At 73.2% G+C, this 17,338-nt stretch carries 16 protein-coding genes; 8 read left to right on the top strand and 8 right to left on the bottom strand.

Going from position 1 to position 17,338, the window contains the following annotated elements; all coding sequences use genetic code 11:
- Nucleotides 1-35 precede the first annotated feature (35 nt).
- Together Cba03nite_RS30615 and Cba03nite_RS30610 are read left to right on the top strand one after the other, a co-directional pair.
- On the top strand, nucleotides 36-542 hold the full coding sequence (locus Cba03nite_RS30615; RefSeq protein WP_203753674.1) for a hypothetical protein: 507 nt from the start codon (nucleotides 36-38) through the stop codon (nucleotides 540-542).
- A complete protein-coding gene (locus Cba03nite_RS30610) occupies nucleotides 523-1,242 on the top strand; it encodes a class F sortase (protein ID WP_239126124.1) in 720 nt (239 codons plus the stop codon). The genes Cba03nite_RS30615 and Cba03nite_RS30610 overlap by 20 nt, the downstream gene beginning before the upstream one ends.
- A 63-nt stretch (nucleotides 1,243-1,305) precedes the next feature.
- Here the strand turns inward: Cba03nite_RS30610 and Cba03nite_RS30605 are convergent, their stop codons facing one another.
- On the bottom strand, nucleotides 1,306-2,673 hold the full coding sequence (locus tag Cba03nite_RS30605) for a transaminase (RefSeq protein ID WP_203753671.1): 1,368 nt from the start codon (nucleotides 2,671-2,673) through the stop codon (nucleotides 1,306-1,308).
- A 137-nt stretch (nucleotides 2,674-2,810) separates the two neighbouring features.
- Nucleotides 2,811-5,633 (bottom strand): helix-turn-helix transcriptional regulator, encoded by a 2,823-nt coding sequence (locus tag Cba03nite_RS30600; RefSeq protein WP_203753668.1) that lies wholly within the window; start codon nucleotides 5,631-5,633, stop codon nucleotides 2,811-2,813.
- Between the two features lie 125 nt (nucleotides 5,634-5,758).
- Here Cba03nite_RS30600 and Cba03nite_RS30595 point away from each other — a divergent pair, with 125 nt between their 5' ends.
- Nucleotides 5,759-6,433, top strand: coding sequence for an esterase/lipase family protein (locus tag Cba03nite_RS30595; protein WP_203753665.1), 675 nt, complete (start codon nucleotides 5,759-5,761; stop codon nucleotides 6,431-6,433).
- A 57-nt stretch (nucleotides 6,434-6,490) separates the two neighbouring features.
- Here Cba03nite_RS30595 and Cba03nite_RS30590 read toward each other — a convergent pair whose 3' ends face one another.
- Complete coding sequence (locus Cba03nite_RS30590; RefSeq protein ID WP_203753662.1) at nucleotides 6,491-8,326, bottom strand: glycoside hydrolase family 15 protein; 1,836 nt, start codon at nucleotides 8,324-8,326, stop codon at nucleotides 6,491-6,493.
- Between the two features lie 6 nt (nucleotides 8,327-8,332).
- A complete protein-coding gene (locus Cba03nite_RS30585; protein WP_203753659.1) occupies nucleotides 8,333-9,130 on the bottom strand; it encodes a hypothetical protein in 798 nt (265 codons plus the stop codon).
- A gap of 296 nt (nucleotides 9,131-9,426) precedes the next feature.
- On the opposite strand from Cba03nite_RS30585, the gene Cba03nite_RS30580 reads away from it, so the two are divergent.
- From Cba03nite_RS30580 to Cba03nite_RS30560, 5 genes are all read left to right on the top strand, one after another.
- On the top strand, nucleotides 9,427-9,837 hold the full coding sequence (locus Cba03nite_RS30580) for an RlpA-like double-psi beta-barrel domain-containing protein (RefSeq protein WP_239126123.1): 411 nt from the start codon (nucleotides 9,427-9,429) through the stop codon (nucleotides 9,835-9,837).
- A gap of 13 nt (nucleotides 9,838-9,850) precedes the next feature.
- On the top strand, nucleotides 9,851-10,453 hold the full coding sequence (locus tag Cba03nite_RS30575; protein ID WP_203753656.1) for a cell wall protein: 603 nt from the start codon (nucleotides 9,851-9,853) through the stop codon (nucleotides 10,451-10,453).
- Between the two features lie 71 nt (nucleotides 10,454-10,524).
- On the top strand, nucleotides 10,525-11,415 hold the full coding sequence (locus Cba03nite_RS30570) for a MauE/DoxX family redox-associated membrane protein (RefSeq protein WP_203753654.1): 891 nt from the start codon (nucleotides 10,525-10,527) through the stop codon (nucleotides 11,413-11,415).
- 224 nt (nucleotides 11,416-11,639) lie between these two features.
- Nucleotides 11,640-12,077, top strand: coding sequence for a hypothetical protein (locus tag Cba03nite_RS30565; protein WP_203753652.1), 438 nt, complete (start codon nucleotides 11,640-11,642; stop codon nucleotides 12,075-12,077).
- 71 nt (nucleotides 12,078-12,148) lie between these two features.
- Nucleotides 12,149-12,922 carry a DUF6585 family protein gene (locus Cba03nite_RS30560; protein WP_203753650.1) on the top strand — a complete coding sequence of 258 codons (774 nt, stop codon included), beginning with the start codon at nucleotides 12,149-12,151 and terminating at the stop codon, nucleotides 12,920-12,922.
- Nucleotides 12,923-12,928: 6 nt separating this feature from the next.
- On the opposite strand, the gene Cba03nite_RS30555 is transcribed toward Cba03nite_RS30560, so the two are convergent.
- The 4 genes from Cba03nite_RS30555 to Cba03nite_RS30540 all read right to left on the bottom strand — a co-directional run.
- On the bottom strand, nucleotides 12,929-13,384 hold the full coding sequence (locus Cba03nite_RS30555) for a MaoC family dehydratase (RefSeq protein WP_203753648.1): 456 nt from the start codon (nucleotides 13,382-13,384) through the stop codon (nucleotides 12,929-12,931).
- Between the two features lie 187 nt (nucleotides 13,385-13,571).
- Nucleotides 13,572-15,572 (bottom strand): endo-1,4-beta-xylanase, encoded by a 2,001-nt coding sequence (locus Cba03nite_RS30550; RefSeq protein WP_203753645.1) that lies wholly within the window; start codon nucleotides 15,570-15,572, stop codon nucleotides 13,572-13,574.
- A gap of 203 nt (nucleotides 15,573-15,775) precedes the next feature.
- Nucleotides 15,776-16,795 (bottom strand): LacI family DNA-binding transcriptional regulator, encoded by a 1,020-nt coding sequence (locus Cba03nite_RS30545; protein WP_203753902.1) that lies wholly within the window; start codon nucleotides 16,793-16,795, stop codon nucleotides 15,776-15,778.
- A gap of 140 nt (nucleotides 16,796-16,935) precedes the next feature.
- Nucleotides 16,936-17,338 (bottom strand): carbohydrate ABC transporter permease (locus Cba03nite_RS30540; protein WP_203753643.1); only part of this gene is annotated, 403 nt, incomplete at its 5' end.

Here is a 17,338-nt window from a genome sequence, read left to right as displayed (position 1 = left end):
ACCCAGACGATCCTCGGACCACGGAGGAAACAGCCATGGGTACGTCTCTTCGGCGAGCGGTGCTGACCGCAGCCACCGGTGCCGCGCTCGCGGCGCTGGCGTTGCCGCCGGCGGCGCACGCCGCGGCCGACGTCACCGTCAACCCGTCCGCCGTCGCACCGGGCGGCCGGTTCACCCTCGCCGCGTACTGCGGCGCCACCGCCACCTCGGCGGAGGTCAGCGGCACGGCCTTCGGCGGGCCGTCCGAGATCACGCTCAACCCGTTCACCGACGGCGGGCCGGGCGCGTTCAACGCGGAGCTGACCGTCCCGGCGACCACGCTGCCGGGCACCTACCAGCTCAGCGTCACCTGCAGCGACGGCGAGACCGGCACCGGCACCCTGGTCGTGTCGCCCACGGGCGCACCGGCCGGTGGCGGCGGATCCACCTCGCAGGGCCCGAGCCGGGCGCTGCTCGGCGCCGGTGGCGGCCTGCTCGCGGCGTCCGGCGTGGGCGCCTTCCTGATGCTCCGGCGGAGGTACCGTGGCCACCACGCCGCCTGAGGACGCACCCGCCCGGGGCCGCCATCGCGCCGGCGGGGGCCGCGGCGGCCGCCTGGGCCTGCTCGCCGTCGCCACCGCAGCGCTGGCCGGGACCGGCCTGCTCGCCGCCGCGTTCCTCATCGCACCGGCCGGGCCGCCCCAGCCCAGCCTGGAGAACTCGGCCCGCTACCAGCTCACCGATCCCGACCGGCGCCCCGACGCGCGCGGCGTACGCCCGCTGGACCGCTCCGCGCCGGTCCGCGTGAAGATCCCGTCGATCAAGCTGGACGCGGTCGTGGTCACCGTCGGCACCAACGCCGACGGCAGCCTCCAGGTCCCCGAGCTGCGCCACGCCGACCTGGCGGGCTGGTACCGCTACGGCCCCAGCCCCGGCGAGCGCGGCAACGCCGTCATCGTCGGCCACGTCGACACCCGCACCAGCGGCCCCGCCGTCTTCTTCGAACTCGGCGCACTCAAACCCGGCACGAAGATCGAGGTCTCCCGCCTGGACGGCTCCGTAGCCGTCTTCTCAGTCGACGTCGTCAAGTCCTTCCCCAAGGACGAGTTCCCCGCCACCCGCATCTACGGCAGCACCGACGACATAGGCCTGCGCCTGGTCACCTGCGGCCCCCCATACAACCCGGCGGACCGCAACTACCTCAACAACGTCGTAGTCTTCGCCTCGCTGACCAAAACCCGCCCCGCCGCCCCAGTGCGTTGATCATGAACTTAGGGGCGTGTTCGACGGCGTGTCGCTCCCCTAACCTCATGATCGATCGAGCGGTCAGGCCAGGAGGTCGGTGACGGCCTGGGTGAAGGTCTCGGTGTGGTACGAGATGTCGGCGGGCGAGGTGTCGGGGCACATCAGGGCCATGTTGTGGAACGGGGTCATCAGGATGCCCCGGTTCAGGGTGAACAGGTGCATGTACTCGTCGAGCAGGTCGTCGGCGGCAGCGGCGGACTCGCCGCCGGACCGGGGCGCGGGCCGGGTGAAGCGATACTCGGCACGTGCCCCGAGCTGCGTGATCGACCAAGGCACGCCGGTCTCGTCGAGCACCCGGCGGACGTCCTCGGTGTAGGCGCCGGCCAGGCTGATCATGTGGGCGAACGCCCCGTCCGTGAGCACTTCGCCGAGGGTGGCCCGCATCGCGGCCAGCGACAGCGCGTTGCCCGCGAGCGTCCCGCCGACGCCGCCCACGTCCACGATGTCCGCGCTGCCCGCGGCCGTGATGCGGTGGACGCGGTCGGCGACCTCCTCGGTCAGGCCGTACGCGCCGGACGGGATGCCGCCCCCGATCGCCTTGCCGATGACGAACACGTCCGGGCGCAGCCCGTCGCGCGCGGTCATGCCGCCGGGGCCGGCCGAGAACGTGTGCGTCTCGTCGATCATCAGCAGCGTGCCGTACCGGGTGGCCAGCTCGCGCAGCCCGTCCAGGAAACCGGGTTCGGGCAGCACGATGCCGATGTTGGTGAGCGCGGGCTCGGCCAGGATCGCGGCGACGTCGCCGTGCGCCAGTTCCCGCTCGACCGCTGCGAGGTCGTTCCACTCGGCCACGCGGGTGGTCGTGGTGGGATCGACGGCGGGCGCGACGTTGCCGGGGCGGCTCGCGGGAAGGCCGTCCGGTCCGATCACGACGAAGGTCTCGTCGACGGAGCCGTGGTAGCAGTACGAGAAGACCAGCAGTTTCGGCTTCCCGGTGACCAGGCGGGCCAGGCGCACCGCCCACCGGTTGGCGTCGGTGGCGCTGAGCGTGAACGACCAGCGCGGCAGGCCGAAGCGGCGGGTCAGCTCGGCGCCCACCCACTCGGCGTCCTCGGTCGGCAGCATGGTGGTGATGCCGCCGTCCACGCCGATCCTGCGCTGTACGGCCGCGACCGTCGCGCGGGGGCTGTGACCGGCCATCGCGCCCGTGTCGCCGAGCGCGAAGTCGACGTACTCGTGGCCGTCCACATCGGTGACGCGGTTGCCGTGCGCGGTGGCGTACGCCAGCGGGAACCCGCCCACCCACTTGCTCATCCAGGTCATCGGCACCCGGCCGAACAGGTGCCCGGCCTGCTCGTGCACCCGCCGCGAACCGGGGTGATCGGCGTGATAACGGTCGCGCTCGCGCTTCACCAGCGCCTCGACCCGGCTGCGGTCAATGCCAGTCATCGGCGCACGCTACCACGAATTCCGCATCTTGAAGCCCTATCGGCCTCGAATTCCGCATCTCGCAGCGCCGCGCGCGTGCGGAGGTCAAGAAGGTGCCCTTCCTCTACGTAGAGCGTTAAGAAGGTGCCCTTCCTTGCTTAGGGGAGGAGCTTCGTGAGTTCTACGCGGGAGCGGATGCCGAGTTTGGCGAAGATGTTGCCGAGGTGGTGTTCGACGGTGCGGGGGCTGAGGAAGAGCTGCTCGGCGATCTCGCGGTTGGTGGCGCCCTGGGCGGCGTGGCGGGCGATCTGGCGCTGCTGAGGGGTCAGCTCGCCGTCGGCGACCTCGGCGCGGGGGCGCGCGGATTCGCCGGTGGCGCGCAGCTCGGCGCGGGTCCAGTGGGCCCAGCGGTCGGCGTGCAGGCGCTCGAACGACTCCAGGGCGCTGCGCAGCTCGGTGCGGGCCTGGGTGCGGCGGCGCAGGCGGCGCAGCAGGGAGCCGTAGAGCAGCTCGGTGCGGGCGCGCTCGAACGCGCGATCGCCCGCGGCGTGTAGTTCGAGGGCGTCGCGGAAGTGCTCCTCGGCCTGGGCGCCCTCGCTGAGCAGGGCCCGGCAGCGGGCGGCCAGGGCCAGGTTGTCGGGGCTGCTGGTGCTGTGCGCCCAGCGCTCGAACGTGCCGAAGGCGGCCCGTGCCGCGTCGGCCGCCCCGGTGCGCACCGCCGCCTCCACGTACGTCGGCACCGACAGCGCCGCGACCGCCATGTGCCCCTGCCCGGGACCGGCGCGGGCCAGGCCGCGCAGCCGCCCCGCGGCGTCGGCATGCCGGCCCAGGGACAGGTCGAGGAAGGCCAGCGCCCAGGTGCTCAGCGCGGCGGGCAGGCCGAGGCCGTTGAGCCCGGCCCGGTCCAGCGCGGTGCGCGCCCGCAGGCGGCAGGTCTCCTCGTCGCCGTGGATCGCGTCGAGCAGGGCGAGCGCGGCCAGGTGGTGGCATGCCCCGTTGCCCTGGCCGGTCTCGGTGGCGGCGCGCAACCCTTCCAGCGCGTTGGCCGTGGCGGCGGCGTGCCGCCCGGTCCAGAACTCGGCGTACGCGCTGAACTCCAGCGCCTTGGGCACCATGGTCACCGCGCCGCGGCCGCGCGCCGCCGCCACCGCGCGACCGGCCATCACCCGGCCCTGCGCGTTGTCGCCCAGGATCATCGCGGCGATGCTGGCCCAGATCAGCGCGGACGGGTCGTCGAAGCGCGGCGCGCCGTCCAGCACCGCGCGCAGCGGGCGCAGCGCGGCGTCGAACCGGCCCAGGAAGATCGCCGACAGCGCGTCCAGGTAGTCCAGCATCACCGTGGCCTGCGCGGAGCGGCCCGGCCCGCGCAGCGCCGCCGCCTGGGCCGCGACCTGCACGAACCGGCCGTGGTCCCCGGCGTACACACCCGCCTCCCCGGCCCGCATCATGGCCCGGATGGCCAGCTCCGGGTCCACCGGGATGAGCCGCTGCGCGGCGGCGAGCAGCGCCTCGTACGCGTCGGCGGCCCGCCCGTCGCGCAGGTCGATGTCGCCGCGCAGCAGCTCTAGCTCGCCGCGCGCCGCCGCGCCCGGGGCCACCGGCAGCGCCCGGTCGAGCAGGTCGCGGGCGCGCACCGAGCGGCCCGCGTGCCAGGCGTCGCGGGCCGCCGCGGCGAGCAGCCGCGCCTTGGCGCCGTCGTCGCCGGTGCTCAGCTCGGCGGCCCGCTCGTACGCCGCCGAGGCCACCGCGTAGCCGCCCCGCCCGCGCGCTGCGGCAGCCGCCATCTCCAGCTCCGCGGCCAGCTCGTGGTCGGGGGCGAGCCCGGCCGCCGCCCGGTGCCAGGCCCGGCGCACGGGATGCCGACCGGGGTCGAGCACCCCCGCGAGCAGCGCATGGGCGGCGCGGCGGCCGGCCAGCGGCGCGGCGTGGTAGATCGCGGCCGGCACCAGGGGGTGGCGGAACTCCACCCCGGCCACGCTGACGCGCAGCAGCCCGGCGCGTTCGGCAGGTTCCAGCGCGGCCACCTCGATCCCGGCCGCGTCGGCGGCCCGGACCAGCAGGTTCGCGTCCATGTCGGCCTCGGCCGCGGCGATGAGCAGCAGCCGCCGGGTCTGCTCGGGCAGCGCGAGCACCCGGCGCAGGTGGGCGCGGCGCAGGCCGGGGCTGGGCGGCAGCGGGTCGGGCAGCGGGCGTATCCCGCGCAGCTGGTCGTCGTCGAGCGCGGCGACCAGTTCGGCCGCGGCCTGCGGGTTCCCGGCGGCGGCAGCGGCCAGGCGCAGGCGTACGCCCTCGGCGACCGCGACCGGCGCCACGTCGTCGATCACCGCCGCGCACGCGGTCTCGTCCAGCGGGGACAGCAGCAGCACGGGCAGGCCGGGCGGCGGCAGCTCGTCGTCGTCCCGCATCGCCAGCAGCACGACGGCCCCACCACCACCGGTGTCCGGAGCGGTGCGCGCCTCCGGCCGGGGCATGGTCAGCGAACCGTCGCCCAGCCGTGCGGCCGACGGCGCGGCGTCCCCCAGGCGGCGCGCCGCGAACGCGAGCGCTTCGCGGGACGGCTCGTCGAGCAGGTCGGCGTCGTCGACGCAGACCAGCACCGGGCCGTCCTGGGCGAGCAGGTCCAGCAGGGCGAGCAGCGCGGCGGGCAGGCGGCAGCCCACGCCGTCGCCCACCTCGCCGTCGAGCACCTCGCGCAGAGCCGCGGCCTGGCCCGGCGGCAGCTCGGGCAGGCGGTGCGCGAGGGGGCGGAGCAGCCGGTGCAGACCGGCCCAGGGCAGCGCCGCCTCCGGTTCCACGCCGCGTGATGCCAGGACCAGGAAATCGGGTGCGTGGCCGGCGGCGTACGCCAGCAGCATGGTCTTGCCGAGACCCGGCTCGCCGCGGAGCAGCAGCGCGCCGCCCTGCCCGGCGCGCGCACCGTCCAGGACGGACACCAGCGACAGCAGCGCGCTGTCGCGGCCGTGCGGTACGGGGCTTTCCACCGGGTTCACACAAGAAGTTACTCACAAGTTAACCACCGGCGAAAGACCGATGCGTCGTTTCACGGATGCGAAACACGCACGGCGTACCGCACGCTCTGTCCCACCCATCTCATCGAGGAGGACAGATGCGAAAGACAGCCGGCCTGCTCAGCGTCCTCGCCGCGGTCGCCGCCATGCTCGTGACCACCCCGTCCGCGGCCCAGGCCGCCGACCGCGACCCCGTGGTCTTCGTGCACGGCTACAAGGGCGGGGCCTGGAACTGGAACGACATGATCGCCGACTTCAAGGCCGACGGGTGGCCCGCCAACCGCCTGTTCGCGTTCTCGTACGACGTGTTCCAGTCGAACAAGACCACCGCGGCGCAGCTGCGCAGCTACGTCGACTCGGTGCGCGCGCAGACCGGCGCGGCGAAGGTCGACATCGTCGCCCACTCCATGGGCAGCCTCAACTCACGCTGGTATCTCAAGTTCAACGGCGGCACGTCGTACGTGGACAGATGGGTGTCACTGGGCGGGCCGAACCACGGCACCAACCTGACACCCGTGTGCTCGTGGCTGATCACGTCGTGCGCCGAGATGGCGCCGGACAGCTCGTTCCTGCGCGACCTCAACGCCGGGGACGAGACGCCCGGGGCGGTGCGCTACCAGACCTACTGGTCCAGCTGCGACGAGTTCATCAACCCGGACTCCAGCACGATCCTGTCCGGCGCGGGCAACACCGGCGTCGGCTGCATCGAGCACGCCTGGCTCCTGGTCAGCGACCCCGTCTCCCAGCAGGTCCGCACCCTCCTCAAATCCTGACGCCGTTAAGAAGGGCACCTTCTTCTACGCATAGCGTTAAGAAGGTGCCCTTCCTTCTCAGAGGGCGGCGCGGTGGCGGGCCTGGGAGACGGCCCAGGCGGCGTTGATCAGGCCGATGTGGCTGAACGCCTGCGGGAAGTTGCCGAGCATCTCGCCGGTGACCGGGTCGATCTCCTCCGAGAGCAGGCCGATGTCGTTGGCGTACGCGGCGGCGCGCTCGAACACCTCGGCCGCCCGGTTCACCCGGCCCGCCAGGGCCAGCGCCTCGGCCAGCCAGAACGTGCACAGCAGGAAGGTGCCCTCGCCGCCGTCCAGGCCGTCCACGCCGCTCTCGGTGCGGTAGCGGTACACCAGGCCGCGCTCGTCGGTGAGGCGGTCGGCGATCGCCTCGATCGTGGCCAGCATGCGCGGCTCGTCGGCGGGCAGGAAGCCCACGATCGCCATCATCAGGCAGGACGCGTCCAGCGCGGTCGAGCCGAAGAACTGCGTGTACGCGCCGGCCTGCTCGCTCCAGCCCTCGCGCAGGATGCGCTCGCGCACCTCGGCGCGGGCCGCCGCCCAGCCCGGCACCCGGTCCTCCGCCTGGAGCACCCCGGCCAGCGCGATCGCCCGGTCCAGCGCCACCCAGCACATCAGCTTCGAGTACACGAAGTGCTGCGGCTGCCCCCGGATCTCCCAGATGCCGTGGTCGGGCTCATCGCAGCGCACCACCGCCGCGTCGGCCAGCGCCACCAGGAAGCGCCGGGTGTCCGCGTCGATGCCGGTGAGCTTCTCCTCGAGCCGGTGGGCCGCGCTGAGCAGCTCGCCGTACACGTCGATCTGCTGCTGGTTCCACGCCCCGTTGCCGACCCGCACCGGCCCGCTGTCCCGCCAGCCGCGCAGGTGGGGCAGGGTCCGCTCGGACAGGTCGTGCTCCCCGCCCACCCCGAACATGATCTGCAGCGGGGTGTCCGGGCCGATCGCGCCCGCCGCCGCGGTGGTCATGTACGAGAAGAAGTCGGCGGCCTCGTCCGGGCAGGCGGCGACCCACAGCGCCTTCAGCGTGAAGCTCGCGTCGCGCACCCACGAGTAGCGGTAGTCCCAGTTGCGCACGCCGCCGACCTCCTCCGGCAGCGAGGTGGTGGGCGCGGCGATGATCGCGCCGCTGGGCTTGAACGTCAGCCCCTGCAGCACCCGCCCACTGTGACCGACCAGCTCGTGCCACGGGCCGTCGTAGTTCTGGTGCAGCTTCGACCACACCCGCCAGGCGTCCACGGTGACCGCCATCCAGTGCGCGATCTCCTCCTGGCTCCAGACCCGCGGCGCCTCCTGCTGCAGCGTCGAGCGCTGCAGCGCGAACCACAGCTCGTCGCCGACGCGCAGCGTGAACTCCGCCTCGGCGTCGCAGTTGAGGTACCGCAGCGGCACCGGGCTGGACAGCACCAGCCGTTCCGCGCCGCCGCGCGCGGTGAGCCCGCCCTCCAGCGGCGACAGCAGCGGCCGCAGCAGGCCGTACTCGGGGCGCGGCTGGTAGGACAGGCGCACCCGGACCTGGCCGCCGCGGCAGCTCACGCCCCGGATCATCAGGTGCGGCACGCCCCGGCCCAGGTCGTGGCCGTGCTTCTCGCCGTTGTGCCCCAGGGCCAGGGCGTCGGTGAGCGCGAGTGTGCCGTCCGGGGTGTGGAACGTGGTCTCCAGGACGAGCGTCTGGTCCAGGTAGCGCCGGGTGGCGGTGTAGGGGCCGGCCGGGGCGATCGACCAGTGCCCGGCGTCGTCGTCCAGCAGCCGCCCGAACACCGACGGGCTGTCGAAGCGCGGGCAGCACAGCCAGTCCACCGAGCCGTCCCGGGTGACCAGCGCCGCCGTATGGCAGTCCGACAGCAGCGCATGATCCGCGATCGGCACCCCGCTCATAGGGGCTCAGACGCCGGCGTGGGCAGCGAGGAGGTCGGCGTCGACGCCCGCGGCCAGGCATTCGGCGATGGCCTCGCGGCGCACCGCCTCCCAGTGCCGCTGCCGTACGGCGATGGCCGCCGCGATCTCGGCCAGCTCGCGCACCGAGCGCGAGTCGGCGTCCGAGGGCGGGTGGGCGCGGGCCGCCTCGTAGGCGTCCTCGATGGCCTGCGGCTCGGCGTCGGCCACCTCGGCGATCTCGTCCAGCTCCCAGTCGTGGTGGACGACCAGGTTCGCGGCGTACAGGTTGCGGTTGGCCGCGACCGTGTCGAAGTGGTACGCGCAGAAGCGCACCACGTCCTGGGCCTTGTGCGCCCGTTCCAGCGGGTCGGCCGGCAGGACCAGCTCGGCCTCGCGCAGCTTGCGCACCGCGGTGGCACGGGCGGCCGACAGCAGGTCGCGCAGCGCGCTGGCCACCTGCTGGCGGCGCAGCAGCTCGTGCCCGGCGTCGTAGAGGTGCTGCGGGGCGGGCGTGGCGGTCCACTCGGCGACGAGCCGGACCCGCCGCTCGTGCTCGCGGTGCCCGCAGATGGCCTCGGCCAGGTCCTCGGTCGACCAGTCCCGGCTGCCGTGCAGGTAGGAGGCGGCCTCGTCGCGCGCCTGAAGGGCCGTCCGGTAGGCCTGGCGGATCTCGGCGCTCACCGCGCAGGCGCCGAACGCCCCGCCCGAGGTGCCGAGTGATTGCACCGCTGCCAGATCGGAGCGGAGCCGGGATACGTCGATATGCGCCAGCGGGTCGCTGACGCCTGCCCGCGTCGCGTCCATTAATGCAGCGTACGCCCATTGCGCGGCCTGCGCGCGGGTCTGTGCCCGAAGCCGGGACCGCATCGCGCCGGGCGCTGCCGAACCGGACGGCACCGGCCGGACCGCCCGCGGGTCGGCCCCCGCGTCATGGACCGGCGACGGCCGCGTCATCCATTGACGTTCGTTGACATTTTTGGAAGAAAATTTCAATCTATGGATTGACTCTGCAACTGGCCGCCGCCCATGATATTCGAAGTCGTCGATGGGCCCGTCGCCGCTCCTCCTGGTACACCCCCCACCTGGAAAGGAGACGGACAGTGGCAGCTATTACCGGAGAGATGTCGTGGTTCTGCTGCGGCAACTCCTGGGGCCCCTGCGGGACCGCCGGTCACGGCGCCTGCGGGACCTGCAACAGCGGCAGCTACCAGCACGCCTGGCCGAACGCCTCAGCCGCGTGCCTCGAGATCACGCGGCCGGACCGCTGCGGGATCAGCCTGTCCCGCCGCGGCTGCGGCTTCCGGCACTACACCACCAACCGCTGCAACGGAAAGCGCATCGGCACCACCATCGCCGACTGCGGGCCGCAGACCGACCTGTGGTGCGGCGAGCGGTCCTGCTGCGGCTCGGTGTGCGGGACCAACCGCATCATCGACCTCACCCCGGCCGCGTACAGCCAGATCGCCAGCCTGTCCTCGGGGCTGTCGCCCTGCAGCGTCGACATCGTGTGAGCGGAGGCCCGAGATGACCGAGACCATCGACCGCCGCCGCCTGCTCACCTCCGCCGTGGTCGGCGGGGCGAGCCTGGTCGGCGCCACCGCGCTCGGCTCGCTGGCGCCGGAGGCCGCCTTCGGCGCACCGGACCAGGCCGTGGAGCCGGGCGCGCCCGACCCCAACTTCGCCGAGGGCCGGATCACCGGCATCAGCGCCGGCATGCTGTTCGTCACCGGCTCCGACATGGCGCTGTGGCGCATCCGGATCACCGGCGGCACCAGCATCTGGAAGCTGCGGCCCACCACCTTCGACACGGTCGCCGTCGGCGACGGCCTGTACGCGCGGGGCCTGCGCCTGGACGACGGCACCCTGGCCGCCGACTCGGTGTGGGTGAACATCGTCAACCTGCACGCGCACATCGCCGCCATCGGCCGCAACGTGCTGCACCTGGACCACAAGGGCCGCCGCGTGGTCGGGCACCTGGTGCCGGGCACGTCGGCCGCCCGCTACAACAACACCCCCGCCGTCTCGGACATGTCGATGCTGCGCGTCGGCAAGCACGTCCAGGTCATCGGCGCCTGGGTGCCGGACACGAACGAGGTCGAAATCGCGACCGTGTACGCGTCCGCCTGAGGAACGTGGGCGGGCGCCACACCCCCCGGCGCCCGCCCGCCCGCCACCCCTCTCCCAACCCCGGAGGACCGATGATCTCGTGGATCGCGCCCCTGCAGCCGCTGCTGCTCGGCGCCGTGCTGCTGTGGTCGGCACGGCTCAAGCTCCTGTCCCGGCACGCCCCGGCCGCGGCCCGGCGCAGCGCGCTGGCGCAACTGCTCGGCGAGCAGCGCGCGCTGCCGGCATACCGGCTGGTCGGCGGGGTGGAGGCGGTGCTGGCCGGCTTCCTGCTGGCCCCGCCCGCGCTGCCCGCCGAGGCCGCCGCCGCGGCGCTGCTGTCGCTCGGCTTCGCCGGCTACCTCGCCTACGCCAGGCTCGCCGCGCCCAGCTCGTCCTGCGGCTGCCTGTCGGCGACCCGCTCGCCGATCGGCTGGCGCTCGTTCGCCCGCACCGGCGCGCTGCTGGCCGCGAGCCTGCTGGCGCTGCCCGCCACCACGTCCTGGACGGCGGTGCTCGCGGACCGGCCGCTTCCCGCCGCCGCGGTGCTGCTGGCCGGGGCCGCCGTGCTCGCCGCGCTCTCCCCCGAGCTGGACCGCCACTGGCTGGACCAGCTGCGCCAGCTCAAGGTCAGGCTGACCAAACCGCTGCCGACCGGCTTCGACGTGCCGCTGGACTCCACCGTGGAGCAGCTGCGCCGCAGCCCGGTGTACGCCGAGACCGCCGCGCTGCTCACCTCGGACCTGCGCGAGCACTGGGACGACGACGACTGGCGCATCCTCGTCTACTCCGCCCGGCACGCCGGCGGCACCGAGGTGTCGGCGGTGTACGCCGTGCCCCGTCTGCGCTACCAGCCCGCCGCGGTGCGCCTGGCGCTGGTCGACGAGCCCACCGGGCAGGTGCTCCTCACCCGGCAGTCGGCACCCGACGCTCCCCTGCCCGACTGGACCGTCCCCGTCCCGGCGGCCGCCGGAGCGGGCGGCTGAGGCAGACCCGCCGTCCCGTGTCAGGCCAGGTCAGCGCCGATCGGTCGACACGGGACGGCGATCTTCTCTTCCCGAAGGGTGGGTTGGGGCGGCGCGCCGCCGCTCCGTGGTGTGAACTGGTAGGTACGAGCGCAACGGCGGGCTCCCGCGGCGACCACCCCCGCCGCCCACCGCGTCGCGCTCCCCACCCCGAGTCGCGCACGCCGCGACCTCCGGGAGTCATCGTGCTCGCTACCGTCCCCCAGCGACAGCGCCTCGCCCTCCACCACGCCGCCACCGGGCTGGCCGCCGCCGCGCCGCTGCTGGCCGGGCGCACCGCGCGGCGCACCGAGCGCTGGCCCGGGCTGCCCGGGTTCACCGCCGCCTGGCAGGCCGACCCGGCGAGCCGGATCAGCACCGCCACCCAGCGCTTCGCGGCGTACCGGCGGGGCACGGCCGAGGTCGAGCTGCACTCGGTACTCGGGTTCGACGAGGACACCCTCGAGCGGCAGATCGCCCGGATCAATCTCGGCCCGCACCGGGTCCGCGTCAGCGCGGGCACCACGTGGCGCGGCTTCGAGGCCCGCTGGGCGTGCGGCGACGTCGCGCACCGCCTGGTGTGCCGGGGCCCGCAGCGCCTGGCCGATTTCCTCGACCTGCTGCTCGGCCTCGCCTGGGAGTGATCCTGCCCAGCATGTGAACGGGCACACGGCAGCCGTTGACCCGCCCCGCGGACGGCGGCGAGCATGCCACCATGCAGAGCAATGTGGACGGATGGTCGTTCGCGGATGCCGCAGCCGCCGCGGGCCTGGGTGAGATCGTCGGCCGATACCGGTCCCCGATCGGCGCCGACGTCTTCATCACCGTGGCCGCCGCCGGGCTGGGTGTGGTGCTGCTCCTCGCCAGTGGCGGCGCCGGTGGGGCCGTCGCGCTGGGCGTCGGCGTGCTGGCGCTGGCCGGGCTCGCCGCGTGGACGACCTGGCGCAAGGCGGGCCGGTGCCGTTACCTGTACACCGGCGGCTCGCTGGCCGTCGACCACACCGGAGCGGTCACCTCGCTGTTCACCTGGGACGACGTGGCGCACGTACGGGTGTGGGTGCGGGTGGTCAACCTGGTCACCGCGTACGTGGAGGTCCTGCAGTGCCGCGTCGAGCTGAAGGACGGCACCGTCGTCGACCTGGCCAAGCCGGGCTATAAGGACAAGCCCGAGCTGGTCGCACACGTGGAGCGGTACGTCGCTGCCGCGCTGCTGCCGGTCAAGGCGGCCGAGGCGCTGCGCACCGGCGCGGCGGTCTTCGGGCCGGTCACGGTGACCGGCGAAGGCGTGCGCCGGGGCGAGCAGTTCGCCGCCTGGCCCGCCGTCACGAAGGTGGAGACCGGCAAGACGCACCTGAGGATCTGGGCCGGTGACCGCCGCCCGGTCATCTCCGAGCGCCTGCGCGACATCCCCGACGTCGCCGTCCTGCTGCACCTCCTGCAGCACTGGCCGGTCGCCGGGGAGGACGACGCGGACGGTGCCGCCGCGTAGCCCGGGTCAAGCGAAGAAGACCCTGGTCACCGTCTCGGCGACGCAGCAGGGCTTGTCGGAGCGGTCCGTTCCGATGGTCATCGCCGCGGTCACCTGCACCCCGCCGGCGACCTCCTCGACCGAGACGAGCCGCGCGCTGAGATGCACCGAGGCGCCGACCGGCACCGGCGTGGGAAAGCGCACCTTGTTCAGGCCGTAGTTGACCACCATCCGCGCGCCCTCGAACCGGTACAGGTCGCGGACCAGCAGCGGCAGCAGGGACAGGGTGAGGTAACCGTGCGCGATGGTCCCGCCGAACGGCCCGTCCGCCGCGCGCGCCGGGTCCGTGTGGATCCACTGGTGGTCGCCCGTGGCGTCGGCGAACGTGTCGACCCGTGACTGCTCGACGACGTGCCACGGGCCGGGCCCGATGGTCTCGCCCACGGCGTCGGCCACGTCGGCGGCGGACTGGAACACTCTCACGGCGGCACCTCCGGATCGCGGCTGCTCCGGCTGATCGTAGGCCGCCCCACCGCCCGGCCCGCCGCCGGAACGCGTGATCCCCGTGACGCGCCGCCGTGCGCGCCACGGGGATGGGCAGGACCGCCCGAACCGCCGGGCGGTCCCGGGCGGCGCACGGCCCGTGCAGCCGTACGCCGCCGTCCTACCGTCAGGGCGTGGCGCAGGTGAAGCCGCTCGCCGTGGCGGTGTTGCCGTTGGGCCGGCTGACCTGGAACCCGAACGTGGTGCTCTGGCCCGCGCCCAGGTTGCCGTTGTACGCCGCGTTGCGCGCCGTCACGGTCTGGCCGCTGACGGTCAGCACGGCGTTCCAGCTGCCGGTGAGGGTGTGCCCACTGGGCAGGGTGAACGTCACCGTCCAGCTGCTGATCGCCGAGGTGCCGCTGTTGGTGACCCGGACCGGCTCCATGACGTAGCCGGTCTGCCACTGCGTCTGCAGGGTCGCGGCGACCGTGCAGCCGCCGCCGGTGCCGCCACCGGTCGTGGTGACGGTGACCGTGTTCGACACCGACGACACGTTGCCCGCCGCGTCACGGGCGCGGACCTGGTAGCGGTACGACGTGTTCGCGCTCAGTCCGGTGTCGCTGAACGACGTCGTCGTCGAGGTGCCGACCTGCGTGAACGAGCCGCCCGACGTGCCGGGGGCACGCAGGACGTCGTATCCGGTCACGCCGACGTTGTCCGTCGAGGCCGTCCAGGACAGGCTGGTGCCGCTGGAGGTGGTGCCCGACGCGGCCAGGTTGGCCGGGGTGGACGGCGCCTGGGTGTCACCGGTGCCGCCGGTCGTGGTGACGGTGACCGCGCTCGACGCCGACGACACGTTGCCCGCCGCGTCACGGGCGCGGACCTGGTACCGGTACGACGTGTTCGCGCTCAGGCCGCTGTCGGTGAACGACGTCGTCGTCGACGTCCCGACCTGGGTGAACGAGCCACCCGAGGTGCCGGGAGCGCGCAGGATGTCATACCCGCTCACGCCGACGTTGTCCGTCGAGGCGGTCCAGGACAGGCTCACGCCGCTCGACGTGACGCCCGAGGCGACCGGCGTGCCCGGCGTGGTCGGGGCCTGGGTGTCGGTCGGCGTGCCGCCCGCGAGCGCGTTGTGCACCGCCGTGTAGGACGGCTTCTGCTGGTAGTTCTCGTCGTAGATGAGCGCGGCGCCCTCACTCGGGAACGTGTCCGGCACCCACGAGTACTTGTCCGTGAAGCCCCAGATGGTGACGCCGGCGCAGGCGGTGACCGCGTTGCAGGCGTTGATCACGTTGGAGTAGTAGGTGGCCTGCGTGGTGTCCTTGGCCGAGCTGCGCGGCATCTGGATGCGGATGTCCAGCTCGGTGACCCGCACCTGCACGCCCAGCGCGGCGAAGCGCTGCATGTTCTGCTGCAGGTCGCTCGGGAAGCCGTACTGGGTGGCCAGGTGGCCCTGGAAGCCGACGCAGTCGACCGGCACGTTCTGCGCGCGCAGCGACTGGACCAGGTTGTACATCGCGGTGCTCTTGGCGTTGATGCCCTCGACGTTGTAGTCGTTGATGCACAGGCGCGCGTCGGGGTCGGCGGCGCGGGCCCAGCGGAACGCGTCGGCGATGTAGCTCTGGCCGAGCGTGTTGTACCAGAAGCTGCTGCGGAAGGTGCCGTCCTCGTTGAACACCTCGTTGACCACGTCCCACGACACGACGGCCGCGTTGTTGGCGTAGCGGCCGACCAGGGTGGAGACGTGGTCCTGGATCGCGGTGCGCATCGCCGTGGCGCCCAGGCCCTGCACCCAGCCGGGCGTCTGCTGGTGCCAGACCAGCGTGTGGCCGTGCACCTGCTGGTTGTTGGCCACGGCGAAGTTGACGATCTGGTCGGCGCCGCTGAAGTTCCAGCTGTTGTCCGACGGCTCGGTCGAGTCCCACTTCATCGCGTTCTCGGCGGTGATCTGGCTGAACTCGGTCTGCGCGATGGTGCGGTAGGCGGCCTCGTTGGCCAGCGGGTTGGTGGCGGCGGCGAAGCCGATGAACTTGCCGCGGGCGGCGGCGTGGGTGCGCAGCGGGCCGGAGGCGCTCGCCGGGGACGCCGACAGCAGCGGCACCGCGAGGGCGGAGACCAGCGTCAGGGCGGCGAGCGAGGCGATGCGCCGGGTTGCTCTGTGGAACGGGACGCGTGGGGGCGTCATGTGTCCTCCTGGTGATGGCGGAGCGTCAGTGCCATGACCCGGAGCGGCCACGTTGCGATGATGCGGCGCCTGTGCCCCGGGCGAGGGGGCGCCGCGTACGGTGGTCGCTCGGCTGGGGCACGGCACACATCGATGGAAGCGCTCCCAATGGTGCGCGGACCATCAAGATAAGTCAATAACTTCCGGAAACTATCGGGACGGGGTCAGGCGCGCGGCGGCGCGGTGCTGTCCCGGACCACCAGCTCGGTGGCCAGCTCGATCCGCGGGCTCTCGATCTTCTCCCGCTGGGCCAGCCGCAGCACGGTACGCGCGGCGACCATGCCCATCTCGGCCAGCGGCTGCCGGATCGTGGTCAGCGGCGGCGACGACCAGCGCACCTCGGGCAGGTCGTCGAAGCCGACCACGCTCACATCGTCGGGCACGCGCAGGCCCGCCCGGCGCACGGCCTCGTAGACGCCCAGGGCCATCTGGTCGCTGGACGCGAAGATCGCGGTGGGCGGCTCGGGCAGCTGCAGCAGCCGCGACCCGCCGGTGAACCCGGACTCGTGGTAGAAGTCGCCCTGGAACACCAGGTCGTCGTCGAACGACAGCCCGGCCGTCTCCAGCGCGGTGCGGTAGCCGTCCAGCCGCGCCCGGCTGCACATCAGCTGCGGCGGCCCGGCGATGAAGCCGATGCGGCGGTGGCCCAGCCCGATCAGGTGTTCGGTGGCGCGCAGGCTGCCCGCCCAGTTGGTGGCGCCGATGGTGGGCGCCTCCTGCGGGGGCACCCCGGCCGGGTCGACGATCACGACCGGGATGTTGAGCCGGCGCAGCTCCGCCTGCAGCGGCGGCTCCAGCGTGGAGATGACGAAGATGACGCCCTCGGTGGCGCGGGAGCGCATGTTGTCCAGCCACTGCTTGGCCGAGGCGGTGCGGCGGTGGATCGCGGAGACCACGGTGCCGATGCCGGCGGCGTGCGCGACGTCCTCCACCCCGCGGATGATCTCGACGGCCCACGGGCTGTCCAGGTCGTTGAAGACGAGGTCGATCAGCCCCGAGCTGGTGCGCATGCTGGCCGGGCGGCGCCGGTAGCCGTGGCGGGTGAGCAGCTCCTCGACGCGTTCGCGGGTCTGCGGCGACACGTCGGAGCGGCCGTTGATGACCCGCGAGACGGTGGGCACGCTCACGCCCGCCAGGCGCGCGATCGCGGCGATCGTGACCTTGCGGCTCTCGTCCACGGACACCGGCAGCTCCTTCGTCACCGCTTCAGCCTACGGCCGGAACGTTTCGGTGCAGCAGAGCGTACCCGGGGCACGCTTCCGCCTTGCTCGCACCGTTCCCGCGCCGGGAATTCACGGAAACATACCGGAAGATCGGTGGGGTGTCAGCCCTTGGTGGCACCGGACGCCAGACCGCTGATGAGCTGCCGTTCGGCTATGGCGTAGAAGCCGAGCGCGGGGATCATGGAGAGTACGACGTAGGCCAGGACGCGGGCGGTGTCGTCGGCGTACTGGCCCTGGAAGGCCTGGACCCCGACGGGCAGGGTCCACCAGCTCTGGTCGGTGAACACCACCAGCGGGAGCATGAAGTTGTTCCAGCTCGCCACGATCGCCAGCACCGACACGGTGGCCAGGGCGGGCTTGGCCATGGGCAGTAGGATGCGCCAGAAGAACCCGAACGGCGTGCACCCGTCGAGCGTCGCGGCCTCCTCGACCTCGGCCGGGATCGCGCGGAAGAACTGCCGCAGGATGATGATGGTGACCGGCAGGCCGAACGCGGCCTGCGGG

This window comes from Catellatospora bangladeshensis, from assembly GCF_016862575.1.
GTDB classification, from domain to species: Bacteria; Actinomycetota; Actinomycetes; order Mycobacteriales; family Micromonosporaceae; genus Catellatospora; species Catellatospora bangladeshensis.
This window is presented reverse-complemented; position numbering and strand designations above follow the sequence as displayed.